Source organism: Nocardia sp. NPDC051929 (assembly GCF_044548645.1).
Classification (GTDB): Bacteria; Actinomycetota; Actinomycetes; order Mycobacteriales; family Mycobacteriaceae; genus Nocardia; species Nocardia sichangensis.
Genome location: NZ_JBIUCG010000018.1, coordinates 144,389 through 166,043, shown reverse-complemented (window position 1 = coordinate 166,043; position 21,655 = coordinate 144,389). Strand labels below are relative to the sequence as shown.

General features: G+C 66.5%; 23 protein-coding genes and 1 pseudogene. 9 read left to right on the top strand and 15 right to left on the bottom strand.

The annotated features are described in order from the left end of the window. Positions 1 to 6 precede the first annotated feature (6 nt). Genes ACIHAX_RS25160 through ACIHAX_RS25150 form a run of 3 tightly spaced genes read right to left on the bottom strand, consistent with a single transcriptional unit; the run spans position 7 to position 2,592 of the window. Positions 7 to 900, bottom strand: a complete 894-nt coding sequence (locus tag ACIHAX_RS25160) for an alpha/beta fold hydrolase (protein ID WP_364433583.1) — start codon at positions 898 to 900, stop codon at positions 7 to 9. Beyond that, the gene (locus ACIHAX_RS25155) at positions 897 to 1,421 is read right to left on the bottom strand and encodes a YiiD C-terminal domain-containing protein (protein ID WP_364433580.1); all 525 of its coding nucleotides are present in this window, start codon (positions 1,419 to 1,421) and stop codon (positions 897 to 899) included. The genes ACIHAX_RS25160 and ACIHAX_RS25155 overlap by 4 nt, the downstream gene beginning before the upstream one ends. Before the next feature lie 10 nt (positions 1,422 to 1,431). Continuing rightward, positions 1,432 to 2,592 (bottom strand): acyl-CoA dehydrogenase family protein, encoded by a 1,161-nt coding sequence (locus ACIHAX_RS25150; protein ID WP_364433577.1) that lies wholly within the window; start codon positions 2,590 to 2,592, stop codon positions 1,432 to 1,434. Between the two features lie 146 nt (positions 2,593 to 2,738). On the opposite strand from ACIHAX_RS25150, the gene ACIHAX_RS25145 reads away from it, so the two are divergent. Together ACIHAX_RS25145 and ACIHAX_RS25140 are read left to right on the top strand one after the other, a co-directional pair. Further along, positions 2,739 to 3,671 (top strand): PDR/VanB family oxidoreductase, encoded by a 933-nt coding sequence (locus ACIHAX_RS25145; RefSeq protein ID WP_397279878.1) that lies wholly within the window; start codon positions 2,739 to 2,741, stop codon positions 3,669 to 3,671. Positions 3,672 to 3,753: 82 nt separating this feature from the next. Beyond that, a complete protein-coding gene (locus tag ACIHAX_RS25140) occupies positions 3,754 to 4,449 on the top strand; it encodes a hypothetical protein (RefSeq protein ID WP_397279876.1) in 696 nt (231 codons plus the stop codon). 154 nt (positions 4,450 to 4,603) lie between these two features. On the opposite strand, the gene ACIHAX_RS25135 is transcribed toward ACIHAX_RS25140, so the two are convergent. Then, complete coding sequence (locus ACIHAX_RS25135) at positions 4,604 to 4,909, bottom strand: hypothetical protein (protein ID WP_397279874.1); 306 nt, start codon at positions 4,907 to 4,909, stop codon at positions 4,604 to 4,606. Positions 4,910 to 5,336: 427 nt separating this feature from the next. Between ACIHAX_RS25135 and ACIHAX_RS25130 the strand changes: the two genes are divergently transcribed. Continuing rightward, positions 5,337 to 6,296: an isochorismatase family protein gene (locus ACIHAX_RS25130; RefSeq protein ID WP_397279872.1), complete on the top strand. Its 960-nt coding sequence runs from the start codon at positions 5,337 to 5,339 to the stop codon at positions 6,294 to 6,296. Positions 6,297 to 6,438: 142 nt separating this feature from the next. Here the strand turns inward: ACIHAX_RS25130 and ACIHAX_RS25125 are convergent, their stop codons facing one another. From ACIHAX_RS25125 to ACIHAX_RS25115, 3 genes are all read right to left on the bottom strand, one after another. Next, the gene (locus tag ACIHAX_RS25125) at positions 6,439 to 7,827 is read right to left on the bottom strand and encodes an MFS transporter (RefSeq protein WP_397279870.1); all 1,389 of its coding nucleotides are present in this window, start codon (positions 7,825 to 7,827) and stop codon (positions 6,439 to 6,441) included. Between the two features lie 80 nt (positions 7,828 to 7,907). Next, a complete protein-coding gene (locus ACIHAX_RS25120) occupies positions 7,908 to 8,579 on the bottom strand; it encodes an SGNH/GDSL hydrolase family protein (RefSeq protein WP_397279868.1) in 672 nt (223 codons plus the stop codon). 159 nt (positions 8,580 to 8,738) lie between these two features. Beyond that, positions 8,739 to 9,053 (bottom strand): hypothetical protein, encoded by a 315-nt coding sequence (locus ACIHAX_RS25115; RefSeq protein WP_364433556.1) that lies wholly within the window; start codon positions 9,051 to 9,053, stop codon positions 8,739 to 8,741. A gap of 749 nt (positions 9,054 to 9,802) precedes the next feature. Between ACIHAX_RS25115 and ACIHAX_RS25110 the strand changes: the two genes are divergently transcribed. The 3 genes from ACIHAX_RS25110 (at position 9,803) to ACIHAX_RS25100 (ending at position 12,992) form a co-directional block, all read left to right on the top strand. After that, the gene (locus ACIHAX_RS25110) at positions 9,803 to 11,020 is read left to right on the top strand and encodes a helix-turn-helix domain-containing protein (RefSeq protein ID WP_397279865.1); all 1,218 of its coding nucleotides are present in this window, start codon (positions 9,803 to 9,805) and stop codon (positions 11,018 to 11,020) included. Positions 11,021 to 11,030: 10 nt separating this feature from the next. Further along, on the top strand, positions 11,031 to 11,750 hold the full coding sequence (locus tag ACIHAX_RS25105) for a 5-formyltetrahydrofolate cyclo-ligase (RefSeq protein ID WP_397279863.1): 720 nt from the start codon (positions 11,031 to 11,033) through the stop codon (positions 11,748 to 11,750). A gap of 111 nt (positions 11,751 to 11,861) precedes the next feature. Continuing rightward, complete coding sequence (locus tag ACIHAX_RS25100) at positions 11,862 to 12,992, top strand: helix-turn-helix domain-containing protein (RefSeq protein WP_397279861.1); 1,131 nt, start codon at positions 11,862 to 11,864, stop codon at positions 12,990 to 12,992. Between the two features lie 129 nt (positions 12,993 to 13,121). On the opposite strand, the gene ACIHAX_RS25095 is transcribed toward ACIHAX_RS25100, so the two are convergent. The 5 genes and pseudogenes from ACIHAX_RS25095 to ACIHAX_RS25075 all read right to left on the bottom strand — a co-directional run. Next, positions 13,122 to 13,343: a hypothetical protein gene (locus ACIHAX_RS25095; RefSeq protein WP_397279859.1), complete on the bottom strand. Its 222-nt coding sequence runs from the start codon at positions 13,341 to 13,343 to the stop codon at positions 13,122 to 13,124. 204 nt (positions 13,344 to 13,547) lie between these two features. Next, positions 13,548 to 14,156, bottom strand: a complete 609-nt coding sequence (locus ACIHAX_RS25090) for a hypothetical protein (RefSeq protein WP_355076409.1) — start codon at positions 14,154 to 14,156, stop codon at positions 13,548 to 13,550. Positions 14,157 to 14,502: 346 nt separating this feature from the next. Further along, positions 14,503 to 15,105 (bottom strand): hypothetical protein, encoded by a 603-nt coding sequence (locus tag ACIHAX_RS25085; RefSeq protein ID WP_397279857.1) that lies wholly within the window; start codon positions 15,103 to 15,105, stop codon positions 14,503 to 14,505. 182 nt (positions 15,106 to 15,287) lie between these two features. Continuing rightward, positions 15,288 to 15,722, bottom strand: coding sequence for a VOC family protein (locus ACIHAX_RS25080; protein ID WP_355076703.1), 435 nt, complete (start codon positions 15,720 to 15,722; stop codon positions 15,288 to 15,290). Between the two features lie 161 nt (positions 15,723 to 15,883). Then, positions 15,884 to 16,237 (bottom strand): annotated as a pseudogene (locus tag ACIHAX_RS25075) (2-phosphosulfolactate phosphatase); the annotation flags it as partial. A 198-nt stretch (positions 16,238 to 16,435) separates the two neighbouring features. Here ACIHAX_RS25075 and ACIHAX_RS25070 point away from each other — a divergent pair. Beyond that, positions 16,436 to 17,263, top strand: a complete 828-nt coding sequence (locus ACIHAX_RS25070; RefSeq protein WP_397279855.1) for a class I SAM-dependent methyltransferase — start codon at positions 16,436 to 16,438, stop codon at positions 17,261 to 17,263. A 74-nt stretch (positions 17,264 to 17,337) separates the two neighbouring features. Here the strand turns inward: ACIHAX_RS25070 and ACIHAX_RS25065 are convergent, their stop codons facing one another. Together ACIHAX_RS25065 and ACIHAX_RS25060 are read right to left on the bottom strand one after the other, a co-directional pair. Continuing rightward, complete coding sequence (locus tag ACIHAX_RS25065) at positions 17,338 to 17,982, bottom strand: alpha/beta fold hydrolase (RefSeq protein ID WP_397279933.1); 645 nt, start codon at positions 17,980 to 17,982, stop codon at positions 17,338 to 17,340. After that, positions 17,888 to 19,150 carry a YbfB/YjiJ family MFS transporter gene (locus tag ACIHAX_RS25060; RefSeq protein ID WP_397279853.1) on the bottom strand — a complete coding sequence of 421 codons (1,263 nt, stop codon included), beginning with the start codon at positions 19,148 to 19,150 and terminating at the stop codon, positions 17,888 to 17,890. Before ACIHAX_RS25060 ends, ACIHAX_RS25065 begins: the two co-directional genes overlap by 95 nt. Positions 19,151 to 19,233: 83 nt before the next feature. Between ACIHAX_RS25060 and ACIHAX_RS25055 the strand changes: the two genes are divergently transcribed. After that, positions 19,234 to 19,815 carry a TetR/AcrR family transcriptional regulator gene (locus ACIHAX_RS25055; RefSeq protein ID WP_397279851.1) on the top strand — a complete coding sequence of 194 codons (582 nt, stop codon included), beginning with the start codon at positions 19,234 to 19,236 and terminating at the stop codon, positions 19,813 to 19,815. A gap of 126 nt (positions 19,816 to 19,941) precedes the next feature. Here ACIHAX_RS25055 and ACIHAX_RS25050 read toward each other — a convergent pair whose 3' ends face one another. Next, the gene (locus tag ACIHAX_RS25050) at positions 19,942 to 20,901 is read right to left on the bottom strand and encodes a zinc-binding alcohol dehydrogenase family protein (RefSeq protein ID WP_397279849.1); all 960 of its coding nucleotides are present in this window, start codon (positions 20,899 to 20,901) and stop codon (positions 19,942 to 19,944) included. A gap of 70 nt (positions 20,902 to 20,971) precedes the next feature. Here ACIHAX_RS25050 and ACIHAX_RS25045 point away from each other — a divergent pair, with 70 nt between their 5' ends. Beyond that, positions 20,972 to 21,607: a TetR/AcrR family transcriptional regulator C-terminal domain-containing protein gene (locus ACIHAX_RS25045; RefSeq protein WP_397279847.1), complete on the top strand. Its 636-nt coding sequence runs from the start codon at positions 20,972 to 20,974 to the stop codon at positions 21,605 to 21,607. The last annotated feature ends 48 nt before the right edge of the window (positions 21,608 to 21,655 follow it).

The window sequence follows — 21,655 nt, the reverse complement described above, 5'->3', positions numbered from 1 at the left end:
CGCCCCTCAGCCCGGCAGCTCGCCCGCGACGATCCAGGTCGCCACCCGGGCCGCGATCGCGGGGGAGTCCTTGATCCACAGGAAGTGGTCGCGATTGGCCACCGGGGCGTTCTCGTCGATGTGCCAGTGGGTCACGCGGGCGTTCGGCATCCGGGAGACCAGGAAGTCGACGTTGGACTTCGGGCCGAGCACGTCGTCGGACAGCGAGATCGCCAGCACCGGCGCGGTCAGGTTCCGCAGCAGGGTGTTGTACCGGCGCTTGCTGCCCTTGGGGCGGTAGTAGCTGGTCAGCGAGTGCATCGACCAGTCACGCATGACGCCGCCCGGCATCGGGGCCGGGATGAGCACACCGCCGGGCCAGTGACCCTTCCACCGCGAGACCAGGCCGATCCACTGGATCTGGCTCAGCGCCTCCCACCAGCGGCGCGCGCCGAAGGCCCACCAGAAGACCGTGCCGGTGCCGATGACGGTGACGCCCGCGATCCGCTCCGGCTCGGCCGCGGTGAACAGCAACGCGAGCTGCCCGCCCAGGCTGTGCCCGAACAGGTGGATCGGCGCCTCGGGGAACCGCGCCCGCACCGCCGCGACGAGGGCGGGCAGGTCGGTCTCGATCATCTCGCGGTAGCCGAAATCGCGGTGCAGCCCGAGTCCGGGCTCGGCCTCGCCGTGCGCCCGCAGGTCGGTCAACGCCACCGAAAGACCTTGCGAATGCAGCTCTTTCGCGAGAAACAGATAGTTCTTCGCCTTCATCGCCATGGCGGGCAGGATCAGCACGACCGGTGCACCCGGCTTCTTCGACTCCAGGAAGCGGACGGTGAAGGTGACCCCGTCTCCGGTCGGCACCGTGGCCGATTCCAGGGTGGTGAACTCCGAACGGTTCTGCGGCGCCGCGGTGGTCATCGCTCGTCCTCCGCGAGGGTGATGTCGCAGACGTAGTCGAAGGTGAACTTCGCGACGACGACGTCGCCGTCATCGAGCAGGGCCGCCTTGCCGGACAGCTCGAAGCGCTGCGCGGCCGTCGCCGCGAGCACGTCGGCGAGTTCGCGCTGGTCGACGGTCGCGATGGCGCGGATGCGGCCGACGGCGGGTTTGCGGTAGGACGCGCTGCCGCCGCGCAGCACCAGCCGCTCGACGGTGCGCAGGCGGGTGGCCGCCGCGCCGACGAACGCGGCCGCTCCGCCGATGTCGGCGGCGGTGAACAGCGCCCCGGCGTGCACGGTGCCCATGTGGTTGCGGACCGAGCCGACGGCGGGGATTTCGACGACGGCGCGTTCCGGGCCGATCTCGGTGATCAGCGTGCCGACGTGGCGGCCGAACGGAACCATCTCCTGCGACACCGCCCGCAGGTACTCGTAATCGACAGCGTCGCAGTCGAGTTCGGGATAGGCCGCCGCGAAACCGGCGATCTCACGCGTGGTCATGACGTCTCCTTCAGCGTTTGGTGCGCAGGGCGCGGCGAGCGATGGACCAGCGCAGGACCTCCGAGGGTCCTTCGTAGATGCGGAAAGCCCTGGCCTCGACCAGGAATCGAGCGACGAGGTGGTCTTCGCAGACACCGAGCCCGCCGTGCAACTGGACCGCCCGGTCGAGCACCCGCCAGACCGCCTCGGAGACGAACGTCTTGGCGATCGACGCCTCGTGCCGCGCCTGCGAGGAGGTCGGCCCCTGCGCGTCGATGGTCTCGGCGACGGTGCGGATCACGCCGCGCGCGGCGGCGATGTCGATCTCGTTGTCCGCGACGAGGCCTTGGGCCATGCCGTGCTCGGCGATCGGGACCCCGAACGACGTGCGCGTGCCGATGTGCTCGATGGTCAGCTGGTGCGCCCGCACCGCGAGCCCGAGCCAGTTCATACAGAACACCAGCCGCGAGGGCGCGAGCCGGACCTGCGCGAGCGCCAGCCCCTGGCCGACCTGGCCCAGCACGGCGGAATCGGGCACCTCGCAGTCGTCGAAGGTCACCTCGCAGTGGCCGCCGGGCGCGCTGGTGTGGTCGAGCGTCGGCATCCGGCGACCCACCCGCAATCCGGGGTTGTCCTGGTCGACCAGGAACATGGTCGGGCCGTCACCCGTGCGCGCCACGCAGATGGTGAACGCCGCCCCCTGCGCGCCCGTGGTGAAATGCTTGGCGCCGTTGATGACCCAGCCGGACTCGGTCTCCTCGGCGACGGTCCGCAGCATCCCGGGGTCGGATCCGGCGCCGGGGGCGGGTTCGGTCATCGCGATCGCGGAACGGACGTCGCCCGCGGCCAGCGGCGCGAGGTAGCGCTGCTGCTGCTCCTCGTTCGCGACGTGCGCGAGCAGGTGGATGTTGCCGTCGTCGGGCGCCCACGCGTTCACCGCGATCGGGCCGAGCAGGCTCGCCCCCGCGGCTTCGAGCACCTGCGCCTGGGCTCGGGTGTCCAGGCCGAGGCCGCCGTATCGCGGATCCGACAGCGGTCCGAAGACGCCGGCCTCCTTGGCCTTCTTCTGCAGCTCGAGCCGCAGCGCGTCGTCCATCACCCGCCCGTCCACGACGACCTCGCGTTCCACCGGAACGACCTGGTCCCGAATGAACTGGGTGGTCTTGTCCACCAATTGCGCCACAGTGGTCATGGCGTCAGTCTCGGCGCGCCGCGTGTGCGGGCGAGGGGGCGATAGTCAACGTCGATTGCGCGAATCGACTGCCCATTCGTCCGGTGCGTGGGCGGCACATCTCGGCGACGGTGATCGCGGAGACGTTGCCGGGCTAGGGGACGGATATGACTGACACAGCGGTGCGAGTATGGCGCCGCCGCGACGAGGCCGCGGGCGTGTTCGCGCTCGACCTGGCCCCGGTCGACGGCGGCGAACTGCCGTCGTGGACACCGGGCGCCCACATCGATGTCGCGGTCGGCGCGGCGGGCGTGCGGCAGTACTCACTGTGCGGCGACCCGGCCGACCGGGCGCGCTGGCGCATCGCGGTGCTGCACGAACCGGACGGGCGCGGCGGCTCGGCCTATCTGCACCGCGCCGCGCAACCCGGCTCGGTGCTGCGAGTGTCCGCGCCGCGCAACAACTTCGAACTCGTGAGCGGCGACAGCTATGTCTTCCTCGCCGGCGGCATCGGGATCACGCCGATCCTGCCCATGGTCGCCGCCGCGGAAGCCTCGGGTGCTCGCTGGTCGCTGTACTACGGCGGCCGCACCCGAGGACACATGGCGTTCGCCGACGCCATCGCCGAGCGTTATCCGCTGGCGAACTTGCTGCCGCAGGACGAGCACGGCCTGCTGCCGCTGCGCGAGATCTTCGCCGATCTCTCCGACACCCCCGTGTACTGCTGCGGACCCGAGCCGCTGCTGGCGGCGGCGGAGGCCGAAGGCGCGCGCGCCGGGGTGCCGGTGCACGCGGAGCGCTTCGTGCCGCGGCAGTTGGAGTTCGCCCCGAACGAGCCGTTCGAGGTGCGCCTGGCGGCCAGCGGCAAGACCTTCCGGATCGGGGCGAACCAATCCATCGCCGACGTCTTGGAATCCGCCGGAATCGGCATCGTCACCTCGTGCCGCGAAGGCACCTGCGGCAGCTGCGAGACCGCGGTGTTGTCCGGCGACATCGAGCATCGGGACGAGCTGCTCACCGACGAGGAACGGGCGCGCGGCGACACCATGATGCTGTGCGTCTCGCGGGCCAGGTCGGGCCCGCTCGTCCTCGACCTCTGACCTGCCCGCTGCGACCGCGGTGGGTGTGCGGCGCGCTCCTCGCGACCGCTTCCTGTGAGAAACCGAGAGGAAAGAACCAAGGATGAGGAAAATCGTTGCGGTGGCCGCTGGTCTGGTCGCCGCAGTCGGGATCGCCGCCGGCTCGGCCGGTGCGCAGCCCGGCAGCGAGGACGCCGTCGACTTCACCGCCTACGCCACCGACACCCAGTCCATCGTCACGACCGATGCCGGTTCCATGGTCGTCGAGGACGGGCTGTTCAAGATCAAGGCCGCCAACGGCGCCGTGCTCACCGGCATGCCGCTGAAGTTCCGGGTCGATGACTTCGAGTTCCCGATCGTGGCCGACATCTCCGATCGCACCGCGACGCTGACCCCGCAGTTCGACATGGCGCACGCGGCCTACAAGCCGGTCGCCCTGCCGTTCGAGGACAAGGCCCCGTGGAAGAACGAATACGACCGTGAGCAGGCCGCCTGGTCCCGCATGACCAGCACCATCACCATGGGCGCCACCCTCGGCACCCTGATCGGCGGCATCGGCGGCGGCGCCGTGGGCTGCGTGCTCGGCGGCATCGCCGGCGCGACCGTCGCCTCCGCGGCGATCGTCGGCCTGTTCGGCGCGTTCATCCCGGCCGCGGCCATCGGCTGCCTCGGCGGCATCATCGCGATCGGCGCCCTGGGCACCATCGCGGGCCAGATCCTGGTCACCGCCCCGGTGGCGATCGGCGCCGCCATCCAGTACTTCTCCACTATCAACCAGCCTCCCGTCCAGGCGAAGTAGATAGCGGCGAAGAACCCGACGTCTCGTTCGTTGGGGGACACCCGACCCCGTCCGGCTGCACCGCCGGGCGGGGTCTTTTCCGTTCGGTGGGGATCCGATCAGGGTGCGTCCCGAATCCGCCGCGGCGCACCGGCGCGGAGACGCCACCGGGGGTTCACCTCGGTGTGGCGCACGGACTCGGAAGCGCCGACCCGGTGGCCAGATCGCAGACGCCACTGGTGAATATCTGCAAGGGCGCGGTGACCAAGAGCACGAGAATCCCGATGACGTCGCCACGCTGGAGGAAGTACACGGCCGATTGGGCCGCCGCCGCCCCGGAATCCACCGCCGACGAGCCGGTTCCGGCCGCGACAGCGGTCGCCGGGGCGGAGCTGATCGGTTCGGCCGTCGCACCGGCCGCGGTGACGACGAGGGTCGCCGCCGCGACCGAGGCGGCGGCGAGGCGAAGGGGGGTACGCATCATTGCGCTCCTATGTTGAAGAATATTGGTTCACATAGTAGCTAGGCTGTGCACTGTTGTACGCGAGATCGCGGAGCAAGTTACGCTGCCTGCGGGCGATATCTTGCTGTGGACTCGCCGCTTTGGCTTCGGGATAGGTACTTTCACCTGCGTATTTCATGCGCGGAAGTCCATAAGGTGACAGGGGGAAGTCCTCCGGCCGCATCGCATCCGTTGAGTGACGGTGGGCTCATAGTGTATGAATGCTGCATCACTTATTGTGACGGTTCCGCGTGCTCGTCGGGCTCGTCAGAGTGAGCGCGAACAAGCGGAACCCGCGCCGAGCTACTGAGCGGCTGGGGCGGGGCGCGAGTGTCCCCATGAAGTTCGTCGAGCTCGGCGAGGAGTTTCAGTTGAGACGGCCGGGTCGTTCGTCGAGGATGGCGTGATGTCGGGTGTGAAGTTCGTGCGGCGGGTGGACGGGTTGACCTATGAGTTCGCCCGCGAGGGGGAGATGCATGGATTCCCGTCGTACAAGCGTGTCGACCTCGACATCTGGTGCCGGCGATTGCCCGGCTTCGGATGGGTGGTGTGCTCGGAGTCGGGTGAGGTGTCCAGCCGCCCGTTCGACGACGCGGGGCGAGGCGACCTGCCGCCCGAGGGCGTGTGGGTGAGCCGGAAGGGCGACCGTTCGTATGTGTACGACCTGATTCGCGACGACGGCGACGCCACACCGACGCTCCCGACGCACGACTGGCATATCGAGGCCCGTGAGTACGCTCGCCACGAATCCCGCCGCGGACGCCGGTTCGCGTATCCGGACCTCGATCCCGAGCGCACCGCCTTGGCCGTGATCGACATGGTGCCGCTCCACGTCTCCGGCAATGCCTACTGCCGCGCGATCGTGCCCAACATCAACCGCCTGGCCGACGCGTTGCGGACAGCGGGCGGAACCGTCGCGTGGGTGGTGCCCGCGAGTGGGGAACCGGCCGAGCGAGCGAGCGAGTTCTTCGGCCCGAAGATCGCCGAAACCTACAGCGACGCGGTGACTTCCGGACCGCTACCCACTCGACTGTGGCCCGATCTGGCCACCCACGACGATGACCTGTTCGTCGACAAATCCGGGTTCAGCGCCTTCTTCCCTGGTCGTTGCGTCCTGCCGCAACTACTCGAACAGCGACACATAGATACCGTCCTGATCACGGGAACCGTCACCAACGTGTGCTGCGAGTCCTCGGCGCGCGACGCCGCCACCCTCGACTTCCGAGTGATCATGGTCGCCGACGCCAACGCCGCCCGCCGCGACCGCGACCACAACGCCGCACTCCACACCATCTACAGATCATTCGGCGACGTTCGTCCGGCCTCGGATGTGCTCACCATGCTCGACATCGCGACCCAGATCTGATGGATTGTCATGGCCCGCCGACATACGCTCGACAGTGGCGCGGCGCCAATGTTTTCGCTGGTGGAGGTACGGGCCATCGATCTGCCCGGACGTCGCTATAGCTGGACCACTTCGTCCGCAGCCCCCGACCGTGTCCTCGCATTCACACCTGGACCGTCGGCCGCTTCGGAAGAAGGAAGACGACAACGCCCGCTACGACAGCGATGACGAACGTCCCGAAGGACGCGACCGCGAAGGCGTGGCCTGCGGCGGCGACCCTGCCGACTTCAGCCGGGTGGAACGAGCTGAAGTAGACCGCTCCGATGACGGCGACGCCGAGCGCTCCGCCGCACTGCTGGGCCGTGGACAAGGCCCCTGACGCGACACCGGCCGACTCGGGCCGGACACGGCTCAGCACCGTGTTGAGCGCCTGCGTAATAACCAGTCCGCCACCGACACTCTGCAGAATCAGGGTGGGGATCACGAGCAGCGGTGTGATCCTAGGGCCGGACACCAGCAAGAGACCGGTCGCCAGGTAACCGGTCGCCAGTATGATCGCCCCGACCTCGAGGACGCGTCGTCCATACTTCGGAACCATCCGGCTCGCTACCATGCTGAACACGAAAAACGTTATGGCGGCGGGCGTGTAGACCAGACCCGCGCCGAGCGCCGACATGTCGAGGCCTTGCTGCATCGTTACCGACAAGGCCAGATAATACGAGTAGATCAGCGCATACAGGGCGAGCACGAGAACGATCCCGAGCGAGAACGAGCGCTGTCCGAACAATTTCAGCGGTACCAGCGGATCCCCGCCGCGCCGTTCCAGGCGCCGCTCGATCGCGACGAACAGGCCGAACGCGACCGCGCTGCCCGCGAAACAAGCCCAGACCCACCCCGGCCAACCCGTCTCCTGCCCCTGGATGAGCGGCAGCACCAAGAGGAACAATGCCGTGCTGAGCACCAGGACGCCGGACATGTCCAGCTTGCGGTCGGCGGCCGAGCCTGTCTCCGGCACGAATCGCACGGCGAGCAGGAGCATGACGACTCCGATCGGCGCGTTCACCCAGAACACCAGGCGCCAGCCGGAGTCGAACAGGTTTGCGCCGATCAGCAGTCCGCCGATGACCTGTCCGCCGATGGTGGCCATGCCCATGACGATGCCGAGCGCGCCGTAGACGCTGTGCCGCCTCGCCGCGGGCACCAGCACCGTGACGTACGCGAACACATGGGGAACCATGAGGGCGGCTCCCAGACCCTGGACGACACGCGCGGCGATCAGGCTGCCCGCGTTCGGTGACAGCGCGCAAGCGACCGACGACAGCGTGAACAGGACCACCCCGAGAAGGAAGATCCGCTTGCGGCCGTACATGTCGGCCAGGCGCGTAGCGGTGATGATGAAGACCGCGTAACTCAGCTGATAGCCCGCCAGCACCCACTGGACATCGCCGTCGGACGCGTGCAGGTCCGCCGCGATCGAGGGGTCGGCGACCACGACGATGAACGAGTCGAGAACCGCCATGAACAGGGCGGTCAGAAGAATCGATACCGTCATCCACGGAATCGCGTCCGCTTCCGCGACTGCTACCGGCCGGCTGGCTGCTTGTTGACTACTTGCCACGATGAGAGACCTCTTCATTTGTCGGTGCCAAAGGATTCGGCCAGCTTCTTGACCATCTCGGCCGCCATGACGGCCTGACCCGAGGTCGAGAAGTGGATTCCGTCCGCGCTGAGCAGGTTGTCGCGGTCGTTGATCGGGTGGTCCCACATGTCCACCACGAGGGCGCCGTATTCCGCAGCCAGCCCCCGCACGATCTCGTTGACCGTGGCGATCCGCTCCGGCCAGTCCGGGAAGACCGGGACGACATACGCCCTGCCGAGCGTGAAAGTGGTCAGCAGGGCCCCGGTTCCCTTCGCCAGGTCGTACATCTGCCGCAGCGTTCGCTCTATCTCGCCGAAATTTGGCCTGCGCCGCACGATGTCGTTGGCCCCGCCGGGCAGGTGGAGCAGGTCCGGGGAGAACTCGAGCATGCGGGCCGCCTGCTTCTCGAGCGTCTGGGCGGTTGTCGCCCCGTTCTCGGAGACGTTGAGGTAATCCAGATCCGGCCGGACGGACCGCAAGACACCCGCAACTCGGTCCGACCAGCCCTGATCTCGGTAGCCCAGGGTGGGCTCGCCGGTTCCCGCCGAAAGACTGTCGCCGACAACGGCATACCTGCCCCACGGGGCTCCGGCCAGCAAGGCCACGGCGTCCGCCTGGTCCAGGCAGAACGGGTCGGTCTCCTCGGTGAAGACATTGTGCTCCATGCAGGAGAATATACGGTCGACCGTATGTTTTCATCAAGTCGTCGTCGTACCGGCGCGCGGTCACGGTTGCAGATACAAGCGCTCGTTCGGCAGGCGCGGATAGGACGCTTGTGCTCCTTCCGGAGAGGAGCGCAGCGTGCGAGAGGCGGTCAGTTCCGTTCAGATACCGCCGACGTGCTGGCCGATGAGCGCGGGTATCAGCAGATCCAGCAAGGTGATCTCGTCAGCGGCTGAGGTGTTCTCGATGATCGGATCGAGCACCGCGGCGGCATACAGCCTCCCGGTGTGGGGCGCTGCGGCGGTGCGGGCGCTGGTGATCAGGACATAGATCACCTTCGCCATCACATGGGCGCGGGCGGCCTCGGTCATCCCGTCGCGTACCGCATCCGTGGTGGTGGTCACCAGCGTGCCGATCACCTCGGTGAGTACATCGAGTTCGGCGGCGGAGCGCTCGGCCTCCTGATCGCCGCTCACCGGGAGAGCCGCGGTGGTCGATCCGGCACGAGAACCCCACTTGCGGCGCTGATGTCGTCAGGCATGTGCCACCCCACCCGCTGACGCCGCCGCGTGTGCTCAGCAGCGCATCCCCGTATCGCTTCGACCACGATCCGGCCGGTGGGCCGGTAGGCGTCGCACGGCGAGTGCACCCATGCTCGGAACAGGCCGGGACGCTGACCGGGACCGGGCAACGCGATGGTTCCACCGCTCACAATGGACACACTGAACCGCGACATCTCCGCGAACAACCGAATGTCCTCGGGCAGGTCGGGCCCGGTCAAAAATGTCCAGCGCTGGGACCGAGGATGCGTCAACACCGGCCCAGCCCGGTGACCAGCGCGGTGCATCCAAGCTTTGACTTCCGAACCGATGAACGCGGGCATCATCAACCCGCGCACCCGACCTACCCGTAGGACGATGCGCCCTAAATGAGGCGGATCCACCTCGGCAGGCAAGTCACACACTTCGCGGTAGAAGTGGCACACCGCCAACGGCGTATCCCCGAACCGATCCGGCGCATACACAAGCGTCTCCCCTCGCTCGAACGATTGGTGTGCACCCGACGCCGAGGTCGAACCGCCGCTGGCTCTCGGCAGTCGGCGGGCCGGGATAAAACCGGCGGCACCCGGCGTCGGGGCTGTCCCCAAGCGTTGTTGACCGCGAACGTGTTTGGAACCGGACGACTGCTACGGAGCCGCTACGCTCATGTCCACAAGGACCGGTGTGTGCACGATTGGACGGATGCGATGATCGTGACCAGGTGGACGGGTGTCGAGGTGCGCCTTCTGCGTACCGAAGCGCTCCGTCGCACACAAAAGGAGTTCGCGGCAATCTCCGGGTTCTCTCTGGCTGCCGTTTGCAAGTGGGAACGTCGCGGACCGACTATCACCCTTGCCAGTGAGTTCGCTGCGGGTATGGATACGTTATTGCAACGGCTCGATGACCGGCAGCGTGCACGCTTTCAGTCCGCACTCGCCAACGTGAGAGATGGATCTCGTCCTGGGACGCCTGGGGGCGATGACAGCGGTCGAGTCCAGCGCAGCGTCCAACGAGTCGATGCGGCGACGATCGACCGAATTCGAAGTCACGTATGCGATCTCAACGCATCCTATGAGATGGAACCGTCGACATCTCTTCTCGGGCAGGCTGGACAGTATCTTGGCCAAGTGCGCTTTTTGCAGAAGCATGCGGAGAATGAGCTGATCAGGAGCAAGTTGCTTGCCGTCGAGGCAAAGGCTGCAACACTGATGAGTCGACTGGTTTGGGATGCTTCGCAGCGGCGGGACAACTCGACGGCGAACTACTATATCGATCAATCGATCTCGGCCGCACGGGCGTTGGGTGATCCGGTAGCTGAAGGGCATGCACTCCTACGAAAGATATACGTTTCGCTCTACGGAGAAAAGAATCCAGATTCCGCTTTGAGTTCGACTGTTCGTCTACTGGCCACAGTGCAGAGCGTCAGTCGAGAGTTGGCGTTCGTAGCGCTGCTCCATCAAGCCGAAGCATTCGCGATGATGGGTAGACAGTTCGAGTGCGAGAAGGCGTTGCGTGACGCTGACGGTCTGCGTGGAAGACTTACTGATGGCGAGATTGTCATGGGAGTAGATGCCGAGTTGGAATACAATCGGCTCGCTGGGTCGTGCTATCTCTTTCTTGGGCAGGATAAGCGTGCTCAGGCAATCTTGGCGGAGGTGTCGGGGAGAACTGGCGGAAAGACTGATGCGATCGTCATGGGTAATCTGAGCCTGGCTCAAATCCGGCAGCATAGATTCGAAGAAGGCGCGTTCGTTCTGAACAAAGCGATTGATACAGTGGAGCAAACACGTGGCGGCGCTGGGCTGAACATTGTATTCAATGTGTGTCGCGAGGCACGGTCTTACCGAAACGTTGCGGCTTTGCGGGATGTATACGACCGCGTTCTCGAGTTGATGGCGCGATAGGAGACGCGAAGTGAGTATTGACCGTCGGAAGCAAGAGATTCGCGAAGGCATATGGGACACACTGGAGAATGAGAAGGTCACGCGCCCGGGTGCGCCGCGTCATATCCCGACATTCGCGGGTACTGAGGTCGCAGCTGAGCGGTTGGCCGAGCTGAGCCAGTGGAAGCGCGCTCGGGTTGTCAAGACTGTTCCGGACACCGCGCAATTGCCGGTCAGGGTCCGCGCCCTCGCGGAAGGAAAGATCGTCTATATGGCGGTTCCGCGCTTGGCCGCGCCGAAGCCCTTCTATCTTCTGGATCCTGCCGCGTTGGCCGAGCCACCCGAACGCGCTGCCCAAAAGGACGTTGCGGCCGCGATCGGACGAAACGTCGAAGTGGACGAGATAGATCCGGTCGACATGGTTGTCATTGGAAGCGTTGCAGTCAACCGCAATGGTGCTCGATTGGGCAAGGGCGCAGGATATTCGGACATTGAGCTCGCGCTGCTGCAAGAGGGCGGAAGAATCGGTCCGGACACGGTGATCGCGACAACCGTCCACCGACTCCAGGTGGTCGACGAGCCGCTACCAGAGGGGAGGCACGACTTTCGCGTTGACTTGATCGTCACGCCGGAGGATGTGATCTGGTGCGATGAGCGCCGCCGACCGGCAGGGATTGTCTGGGATTCGTTGACGCCGGAGAAGATCGAGTCGATACCGGCTCTCGCCGCTCGCCAGTTGACTACCGACTGAGTACGGGAGGAAGCACGCGCAGCGGGGAGTCCTGACGAAGGACCGTCAGCTTGACTCGCGCCTTCGCGCGTGGTGCTACTCCTCTACGTCGAACCACGAGATGATCGGCCTATGGGTGTAGGCGAGTTGATCCGTGAACTTCGGAAGGCACGGGGATGGTCGCGGGGACGGCTGTCCGACGAATTGGCGGCTCACTCAGGGTCGAGTATTTCCCGGCAGTACATCTCGAGGCGTTGGGAGAACGCTGACACGGTACCCAGCCGGTTCTGGCTGCGCCATCTGTCGGCGGTGCTGGACGTGCCTTTAGCTGTGTTCGAGGACGAAGGCCTGAACAGACGGCATCTTCTGGCTCAGGTGGCGGCGACCAGCGTCGCGCCGATAGTGGCGTCCGATCTGCTGGCTGCCGGTTTCTCGGCGCGGCTGGACCATGCCGGGCCGAGCATCGAGGCGTGGCAGGAGAAGCTCAGCGTTTACAGCACCGACTACATGTCACTCGGTGCGTCGGATATTCAGCGGCGTTTGGCCGTTGACTTGGCGATCCTGCAACAGCAGTTGGACAGTCCGCAGATGTGGGGAGCTGCAGCCCGGCTCATGACGCTGTACGCGAAAACTTTTCCAGGGTCGGACGGCACGAAGGCGGTCACCTGGTATCGAATGGCCGCCCAAGCCGCAGACCGCTCCGAGGATGAGCAGACCCGCGTGTGGGTGCGGGGGCGTGCGGCCATCGCCCTCGGCTACGAGGGTGCGGCGTTGGGAGTCGCCGATCTTTTCGCCGACCAGGCGCTGGCGTTGTCGGACAAGCCGAGCTTGGGTCGGCTCAATGCGATCATGGGCAAGGCACATGCGGCAGTGTTGCGAGGCGATGGCGAGACGGGGCGCGCTCTCGTCGAAGAGGGACGCCGGGTGTTCGACAAATCGGGGTCCTACGAGCAGACCTCCGACTACGCCGTTCCGTGGTGGCGCATGAACGTGTTCCTGTCCCTGCTCGCCGCGCGCCTCGGCGATGAGAAATTGGCGGTCGCCGCACAAGAGCAGGCCCGAAGGGAACTTCCGGCCGAGTTGCCGCGCTTCGCAACGCATCTGGAGATGCATCGCGGTCTGATGCTGGTCAGAGCGGGTGATCGAGCCGAAGGAATTCGGGCCGCACGCAGCGCGATGGATGCCCTTCCGCCCGAGAAACACTCCCTGACCCTGCGGATGCTGATGGACGAGATCGCCGGGTCGAGCAATGATCCAGTCTGAACCTACGCACAGGGAGCGCTCCGCGTGCTCTCGACGTGTCGCCTCCCGTTCGTAGATTGCATTGATGAAGCGGCACTTTCGGGAGAATCCGAAAGTGCCGCCTCAACTGACAACCGTGGTCGTGAGTGCCTACGAGCAGTCGACCTGGTTTGTCCGACCGTACTTATCGCTCAGGATGTATCCTGCGCCGTTGCCTCGTTCGCCTTCGATCTTCCACTGCTGGCCGTGGATATCGACTTTCTGGCCGTAGTGATACCCGTGGCCGCATACCGCATCACGCCATACGTCGGCCTGGGCTGGTCCGGCGATCACGACGGAGCCGATGCCTGCCGCGACGGCGACGATGCCCATGCGAAATACTGATTTCATTACCCCCACCTCGAATGCGTTGTCGGAACTTGATCTTCGACGGCCGCGAGTCCCAACATAGCACAGCCGAACGCAATGCCGCATCAGCGTTGGTCGTGGCCTCCGCGTGTATCCGCTCTATCGTCCGTGGCCCGCGGTGAGGGGGTGGCCGCGTCCATCATTCGGAGGTGGGGCGATGGGCTGGCGTCACCGCCGCCGTCGAGGTGTCGACGTGCTTGCGCCGTATTGACCCACCAGCGCGATACCGACTCCGATCATGAAGACCACGAATCCGTTTGTGGCATCGTTCATGTGCCCCGGTGTGTGCTGGGCAATCGCGATTCCGGCGATCGCCCAGCCGATCACTCCGATTGTCGTGCCGATCCAGATCAGGACCCTGCTCCACAGAGGTGCCCCCGACAGATCCCCGGGGGCCGGAGAATCGTAGGTGGTGTTATGGATGTCGTCTCCAGCGGTCATGCCGTCCCCGCCGGTGACGATCCGGCTGCCGTGAGTGGCGGTGTTGATGATGGTCGGGCCGTTCATCCGGTCGAGTCTGTCTCGGAGTTCGGCGAGCTCGCGGGCGAATTCCGCGTCGGCGGCTGCCGCGCGTTCGATCTCATCGGCGAGTTGGCGGCGTGCCGCCATGCTGGCCGGGTTTCGGTCCAGGTCGTCGAGCGCGCGCCGTCCCAGCCTGCGTGTGACCGCGCCGGTGAGCGCGGTCAGTCCTTGATCCAGCGATCGGTCGACCAACCGTCCACCGGCTGCCCCCAGCGCCGCGGCCACATATGCGGCGACGACCATTCCATCGATCATGTCAGTCTCCTCCACAGCCGCCCCGGCAGCATAACCATCTCATCGAACGAGCCACCGGCGTTGTTTCACACATTCCGACTGAAAATTCATCTCACTGATTTCTGGTACGACCCTCGAGGTAGCGGTCTGCGTGCCAGGAGTTGGCACGATCGCGCGACGTGGATATTGAAAGCCCATAACCGCAGCATGTTTTCATTCGACGAGCGGAAGAGGCCTTGATCCAGCTGTTTTCCAGTAAACCGCCGCACATCCGACAAGCTCTGAATTCTCCTGCGGATCTCACTCGTCGGGGTGACGACCTGGCTGTACCACCGCAAGGCGACCGAGCGGGCGAACTGCTTCCGACCTACCGGCGGCGTCGAGGTGTCGACGTTCTCGCGCCGAGCTCGGCGAAGGTCATGAGGACACCGCCGATGAGGAAGAACGGCAGCAAGTTGAACTGCCCCGACACCGACGCGCCTCGAGACATGCCGATCAGGCCACCGACGAAGCCGATACCGACGAACACCAAGCCGATCCACAACAGTGCCTTCGTCCAGACCGGAGCTCGGGACAGATCCTCATCCGACGCGATGTCGTATGTGGTGTTGTGAATGCTGCCACCAGCCGTGATGCCTTTGCTGCCGGTGACGATCCGGCTGCCGTGGGTCGCGGTGTTGATCACGGTTCCGCCGTTCAGCCTGCCGAGCGTGGCCTGCAGGGCGGCGAGTTCGCGGGCGAATTCCGTGTCGGCGGCTGCCGCGCGTTCGATCTCGGCGGCGAGTTGGCGGCGTGCTGCCATGCTGTGCGGGTTCTGGTCGAGGTCATCTAGTGCGCGTCGTCCGAGCCCGCGTGTGACCACACCGGTGAGCGCGGTCAATCCTTGATCCACCGATCGGTCCACGGGCCGTCCGCCCGTTGCCCCCAGTGCCGCAGCCAGGTGAGTGGCAACGGCCATTCCGTCGATCATGTCAGCTTCCTCCGCGGCCGCCCCGGCAACATAATCGTCTCATCGAACGAACCACCTGCGGTGTTTCAAAATTCCGCGCCCAAAGTCGTTCGTAAGCAAAGCTAATGCGCTTGGGTGCCTTGCCAAAGCGTGGAGAATGCAACAGCGGCGAAGCTGGAGGCGGGTAGTACCGGGATCGCGTCTCAGTCGAGACAGAACTCGTTGCCCTCGATGTCTTGCATCACGATGCACGACTCGTTGTGGTCATCGGCGGAAAGTAGCCGCACGCGTATCGCGCCGAGGGCGATAAGTCGTGCGCACTCGGCTTCGAGTGTGGCGAGGCGCTGTTCACCCACGAGGCCGGTGCCGACCCGCACATCGAGATGCACTCGATTCTTGACGACCTTCCCTTCGGGAACGCGCTGGAAGTACAGCCGAGGGCCCACTCCCGAGGGATCGACGCAGGCGAACGACGAACCCTGAAGCTGAGGCGGCCGCGAGCGATCGAAATCCTCCCACGTAGCGAACCCCTCTGGTGGCGGCGGTACAACGTAGCCCAACACCTCGCACCAGAAGCGAGCGACGCGCTCGGGTTCTGCGCAGTCGAAGGTGACCTGGACCTGCTTGACCGATGCCATCGGTCCACCATAAGGGCGTATCCCTTGTCCACGCCTTCCATCAGCTGCCTCGCGGCGGTCGAGTGCAGGGCTCGTTTTGTGAACGGACGCGGATCGACGTCGTCGGCCGTGAGCAACGCGGCGATGTATTGCGCGCACGCCGAATCTTCCTCGGCGCTTCCGTTGTCTCCGGTGATCACGAAGACGACGTGCTCGGGTGCCAGCTTCCGCAGGTGTCTCGCGGTCGCCTGCGCGACAACGAAACTCGCGCACAGAACCACGTCGGCGTCGGCGACGCCCAGCGCGCCCGCGGTACCCGCGGTGGTCTTCATCACCAGGGTGCGGCCTCGCAGATCCTGTGTGCTGAGCTGTCGGGGCGAGTTCGACAGATCGAACCCCGGCGCCGGTGCGCCGTCACGCACAGCGAGCCAATCCGGGTGGCGCGCCTTCAGTTGCAATGCCGCGTCGTCGGTGTCGGCGAAGACGATCCGGTCGGAACCCGCAAGGGCGTACGCCGCTGTGGTGAACGCGCGCATCACATCGATGACGACAGCTACTCGGGGCACGGCACTCAACTGCGCCACGCCGGTGAAAGTGAAACGCACGCACACATCGTGCATGAGAAGGATCGGTCACCGACGTGAGCGCGCGTTGGCCAGGAACGACGTAACGCGTCATCGGCTGCCGGTAAACCGGTGGCGACGGGGTGGGCGAGCCTCGTAGCTTGTCCGTTCGTGACCGACGATCGGAAGACGGACCCGAATCGACACGGCCTCGGCCGAGTGTTCAACGAGGTGCCGCAGCTCTATGACCGAGTCCGGCCGGGATACCCTGACGAGCTGTTCGCGGACCTCTGCGACATCACCGGCGTGACCGGAAGGTCGGCGGTGCTGGAGGTGGGCTGCGGTACCGGTCAGGCGACGCGCTCGCTGGCAGCGCTCGGCTGCTCGGTGACCGCGATCGAGCCGGGCCAGGACATGGCCGCATTCGCTCGGCGGCGGATCGCTGGTTTGCACAACATCGAAGTCGAGACGTCGACGTTCGAGGAGTGGGACGACCGTGGCCGACGCTTCGACGTCCTCGTGGCCGCGTCGTCGTGGCATTGGGTGGACCCGTCGATCGGCTGGCGGCGAGCCCACGACGTGCTCTGTCCCGGAGGCTGGATGGCGCTGCTCGGCAACGTCGTCGTCCGCAGGCCGGGCGAGCCGGAGGTCTACGCCGAGACCGCCGATCTGCACGAGCGGTTCTGCCCCGGCAACCCCGGCTGGGGTCATCCGCCACTGGAGGATGACGTGCGCGCCACCGGCGAGGGTTGGGGCCTGGTGGAGGATCCGGGAGCATTGTTCGGCCCGACGATCGTGCGTTGGTACCCAACCGTTCAGTGGTTCGACGGGGACGGCTTCGCCGATCTCCTTCGCTCGACGTCGCTGTATCGCAGGCTTGCCCGCGACGTCCGTGAGCCCCTGCTCGATGCCGTCGCCGAGCGCGTCCGTACACGGATGGGCGACCGGGCGTCACGCCGTTATCTGAGTGTCCTGCGTGTCGGACAGCGCCTCGAGTGAGGTCGGGGACCGGTCGGGGGCGGTCCGGCGGGGGATGGCGCATGTCGAGGCCGACTGATCGGATCGCTTGGACGTCAGTGCGATTCGGCGACGTCGAGCAGTATGCGCAGCAGGTCTTCGGGAGCGTCGCGCATCAGGTTGTGCCCGCCGTCGAGCGCGTGAGTCGTCCACCCGGCGTCGTCCCGCAATCGCTGGTAGGTGGCGGTGAACGGTGAGGGTGTTTCCCATCCGGCCGCGTAGACGTAATCCCTGCGCCGGATGTGGCCGAGATCCCCGGTGAGCGTGAGTGGTTGGAGAACCGACGCGAGCGGGTGCGCTGTGGCTCGCGGATCGAAGAAGGGCAGCGGGCGGACCGCGTCGCCGGTGTCGACCACGTCGAGGTACCACCGCCGCTCTTCCTCGGAAACCAGTGTGAAGCAGGAGTCCCCGTGCCCGGGAACCACGGCGTCGAGGTACACCAGCGCGCTCACCCGGGCCGCCGCGCGATCGGCGGCGCCGGTGATCACCATGCCGCCGTAGCTGTGTCCCACCAGGACGGCGTCGGTGATGTGCTCGGCCGCCAGCACCGCGGTGACGTCCTGGATGTGAGTGTCCAGATTCACGCCGTGGCGCAGATGAACGCGCTCACCGACCCCGGCGAGGGTCAGCGGAAACACGCGATGGCCGCGCGTGCGCAGCTGCTCGGTGAGCTGCTCGAAGCACCAGCCGCCGTGGCACATGCCGGGAATCAGGACGAAATTCGTCATTGTCGTTCTCCTTCTGGTCGGGGGAGTGAGGGGGTGGGATGGCGGCGCTACCTGACGCGGCGATGCATGCGATCGCTGTGCAGGCGAGTGCGGCGTCGGTGGACGTGTGATCCGCGACGATCCCGGCGATCCAAGGTCCTGCGGTCTGCCCGACGGCGAACACCGTCGTGAGGGCTGCCAGCGTCGCGGTCCAATCCACCGGTACGGTGTTGTTCTTGACCAAGGCCGTGACCGCGGCGGGGACACTCATGAAGGTTGCCCCGTAGACGACTGTGGAGGCGAGCAGGACAGGTGGTGCGGGAGTGACCAGCGCCAGTGCCGCGCCCGCGCCCAAGACGGCGAGCAGGACGCACAGCGCTCTGCTTCCGGGCCAGCGGCTGATGGGGCGGCTCCACAGAACAGGTGCCGCGATGACGGCGAGTCCCATCGCGGTCCAGGCCGACATCACCTCGAGCGTCGAGGCGTGCCGATCGGCCAGGTACGCGGACAGGAAAGTGATGTAGGTGATGTATCCACCCGCGAACAGCAGATACGCGAGCGCTGTCGGCCACAGTGGCCGCAAGTGCGCGTGTCCGGCCACTTTCGGAGCCGGTGAGTCGACGCGGGTGGCGGTCCAACTCGCCAGGGCCGCAAGGCCTGCGGCGACACCCAGGCCGACCCACGCCATCCGCCAGTGATCCCCCGCCAGCGGCACGGTTGTGCCGCTGAGCACTATGCCGACCCCCGTGCCCGCGAAGTAGACGGCGATGGGCGTGCCGGATGACGCGTGCGTGGCGATATGCGAGGCGATGACGCCGCCGGTGATGAAGACGACCGCACCCGCCGCCCCGGCCACGGCTCTGGTCGCGAGCAGGAAGAGATGGTCGTTGCCGACGGCGGTGGACGTCAACGCCGTTGCGGTCAGCGTCATCCCGGTGCGGAACGCGGCTGCCGTGCCAAGGCGGCGAACCACTGCGGGTGTCGCCACGGCGCCGACGAGATAGCCCAGTCCGTTTGCGGTGCTGAGCATTCCGGCACCGGCCAGGTTCCAGCCGAGGTCGCTTCGCATAGCGGGTAACAGCAAGCCGTATGCGAACCGTCCGAAACCCAATGCCGACGCGGTGCCGAGGGCGAGGCGCGCGGCTTGCCATATCGGGGTCATGAACGCGGGCCTTTCCAAGGTCGAACCGATCGGTACGACCTTGGATGCTAGCAGGTGATCGAACCAGCCGTTACCATCTATGTATGCCCGTGGCCAAAGGCTCGACGATAGACCCGGCGCGCACTCGCGCCGCCATCCTCGAAGCGGCGGAACCGCTGCTGTACCAGCGCGGCCTCGACGGAATCGGTGTCGCCGAACTGTGCGCGCGGCTCGGGGTGTCCAAGGAGACCTTGTATCGCCACTTCGGCACCAAAGACGGGCTCGTGCGAGCGATGCTGGAGTCGCGCAGTGAAAAGGTGGGTGGGTGGCTGGCGAGTGCGGTGGAGTCGGCCGGCGACGACCCCGCCGAGCAGTTGGCCGCGGTCTTCGACGCGCTCGGCGAGTGGTACGCACAACCGGCCTTTCGGGGCTGCGCCATGGTGAACGCGTCGGCCCAGCACTACGACGACGAGGTGCGGGCCATCACCGCGCGGCACCTGCAGCGCTATCTCGACCTCTTCACCGGCATCGCCGCCCGCGCCGGAGCAGAGGATCCCGCCGTGCTGGGCCGTCAGCTGCTCATGCTGGTGGAGGGCGCGACCGTCGTCGCGGCGATGCATGATCCGGCCGGTGTAGGCGGGCATGCTCGCGCGGCCGCGGTGGCCCTGCTCACCGCGGCTACCTGACCGAGCCCTGTTCTCGGCCTATAGCCGAAGACCGCAAGGCATTCCCGCAGTCGAGCGACATCCCGGCGGCCAACCGCGACATCGAAGCCGTATCTGCCCGTTTCCTCCCTTCTCGCGCCGGTCCGGTCAGTCCGGGACGACGACGGCGCGGGTGCGCCCTTGATGCGCCCAGGCCTCGGCGACGCGGCTGAGTGGGTAGTCGGTGTACGGCGCGTCGAAGGTGCCGTCGGCGAACCTGGCGAGGACCTCGGGCAGCTCGGCGATCATCGCGGCCTTCGAAACCGAGCCCGCGCCGCTGCCGCTGATCCGGATCCGCCTGCTGCGCAACAGAGCCGCGGGCAACGCCGCCTCGGCTCCGGCGAGCGAGCCGATCTGCACGTAGTCGATCGCCGTGCCGTCGTCGTCCATGCCGCCCTTCGCCAGTGCGGCGAAGGTGGCCTCGGCGACGGGACCCCACACGAAGTCGAGCACCAGCGTGGGCTGCGCCTCGGCGACAACGGCGGCGAAGGTTGCCGCCCCGGCGTCGGGTGTGGCGGCCGCGAGCGGAACGGTGACGGCGCCGAGGCCTCGCAGTCGTTCCAGCGCCTCGTGATCGCGCCCGGCCGCGATGACCTGTTTCGCGCCGAGAGACATCGCCGCTCGCACGGCCAGGCTGCCGGACATGCCGGTGGCCCCGAGTACCAGCACGGTGCCGAGTTCGCCTGTCTCCTTGCGGTGGGTGGTCAGGGGCATCCAGCCCGACAAGGCGGGATTCACGCCTGCGGCGGTCGCGAGCGGATCGGCCCCGGCGGGCAGCTCCACCTCGAACGGGGTGACCAGCCATTCGGCCATCGTTCCCCACGGCGACCGGGCGAGGCCCGTGTAGACCAGCCGCCCGTCGTCGGTCAGGGCCACGGCGTCGACGCCCGGCACGAGGGGGTAGGCATGGTCGCTGCCGTAATGCCGGCCGGATGCCAGCCCGCGGACGACGTGGTGCAGGCCCGCGCCGACGAGTCTCAGCGGCGCCCGGCCCGGCCGCTGTTCCGGGTCGGGGAAGTCCGCGCAGACCGGTGTCGCTCCTGCGGTGTCGACGACTGCAGCACGCATGACAAGCTCCTTAACTAAGTTAAATCAATCGCATCACCCACCTTTCCTGAACTTTGTTAAGGTGTCAACCGTGGCAAAGGGCATCACCCGGGAACGGATCGTGGCGGCGGCACTCGAACTGCTCGACGAGAAGGGCATGGATGCGCTCACCGTCCGTGCGCTCGCTTCCCGGCTCCAGGTGAAGGCCCCAGCGCTGTATTGGCACGTCCGTGACAAGCAGGAACTGCTCGACGAGATGAGCACGTTCGTGATGCGCCGCGTCACCGACGCCCTCTCGGCGATCGCTTCCGGCGCCGACTGGCGCGACGACGTCGCCGCCTACGCCCGCGTCTTGCGCGCGGAATACCTGCGCCACCGGGACGGCGCGCGCATCTTCAGCGGCACGCGCTTCTCCGACCCCGAAGTGGTGCGGGCGAAGGAATCCTGGCTCGCGCGCTTGACCGCGGCCGGGTTCGCACTGGCGGAGGCGGACGATGCGCTCGACCTGGTCACCGCGTACGTCGTCGGCTTCGTTATCGAGGAACAGGAGCGCAACCAGTCGGCCGACGTCGACCCGGCGCGGTACTCGCTCGCCGAACGTGATGAGTGGCTGGGTGAAGGCGCCGAACTGGTCAAGGCCGCCGGGCACCTCCGCGACGACGGTGACAGCAGGTTCGAACGGCAACTCGGCGTCGTCCTCGACGGGCTCGCGGCCCGACTGCGCTGACGGCCCCGGCCGGATCGCCACGCTGTGGCGGTAGGCGTGGACGCTGTC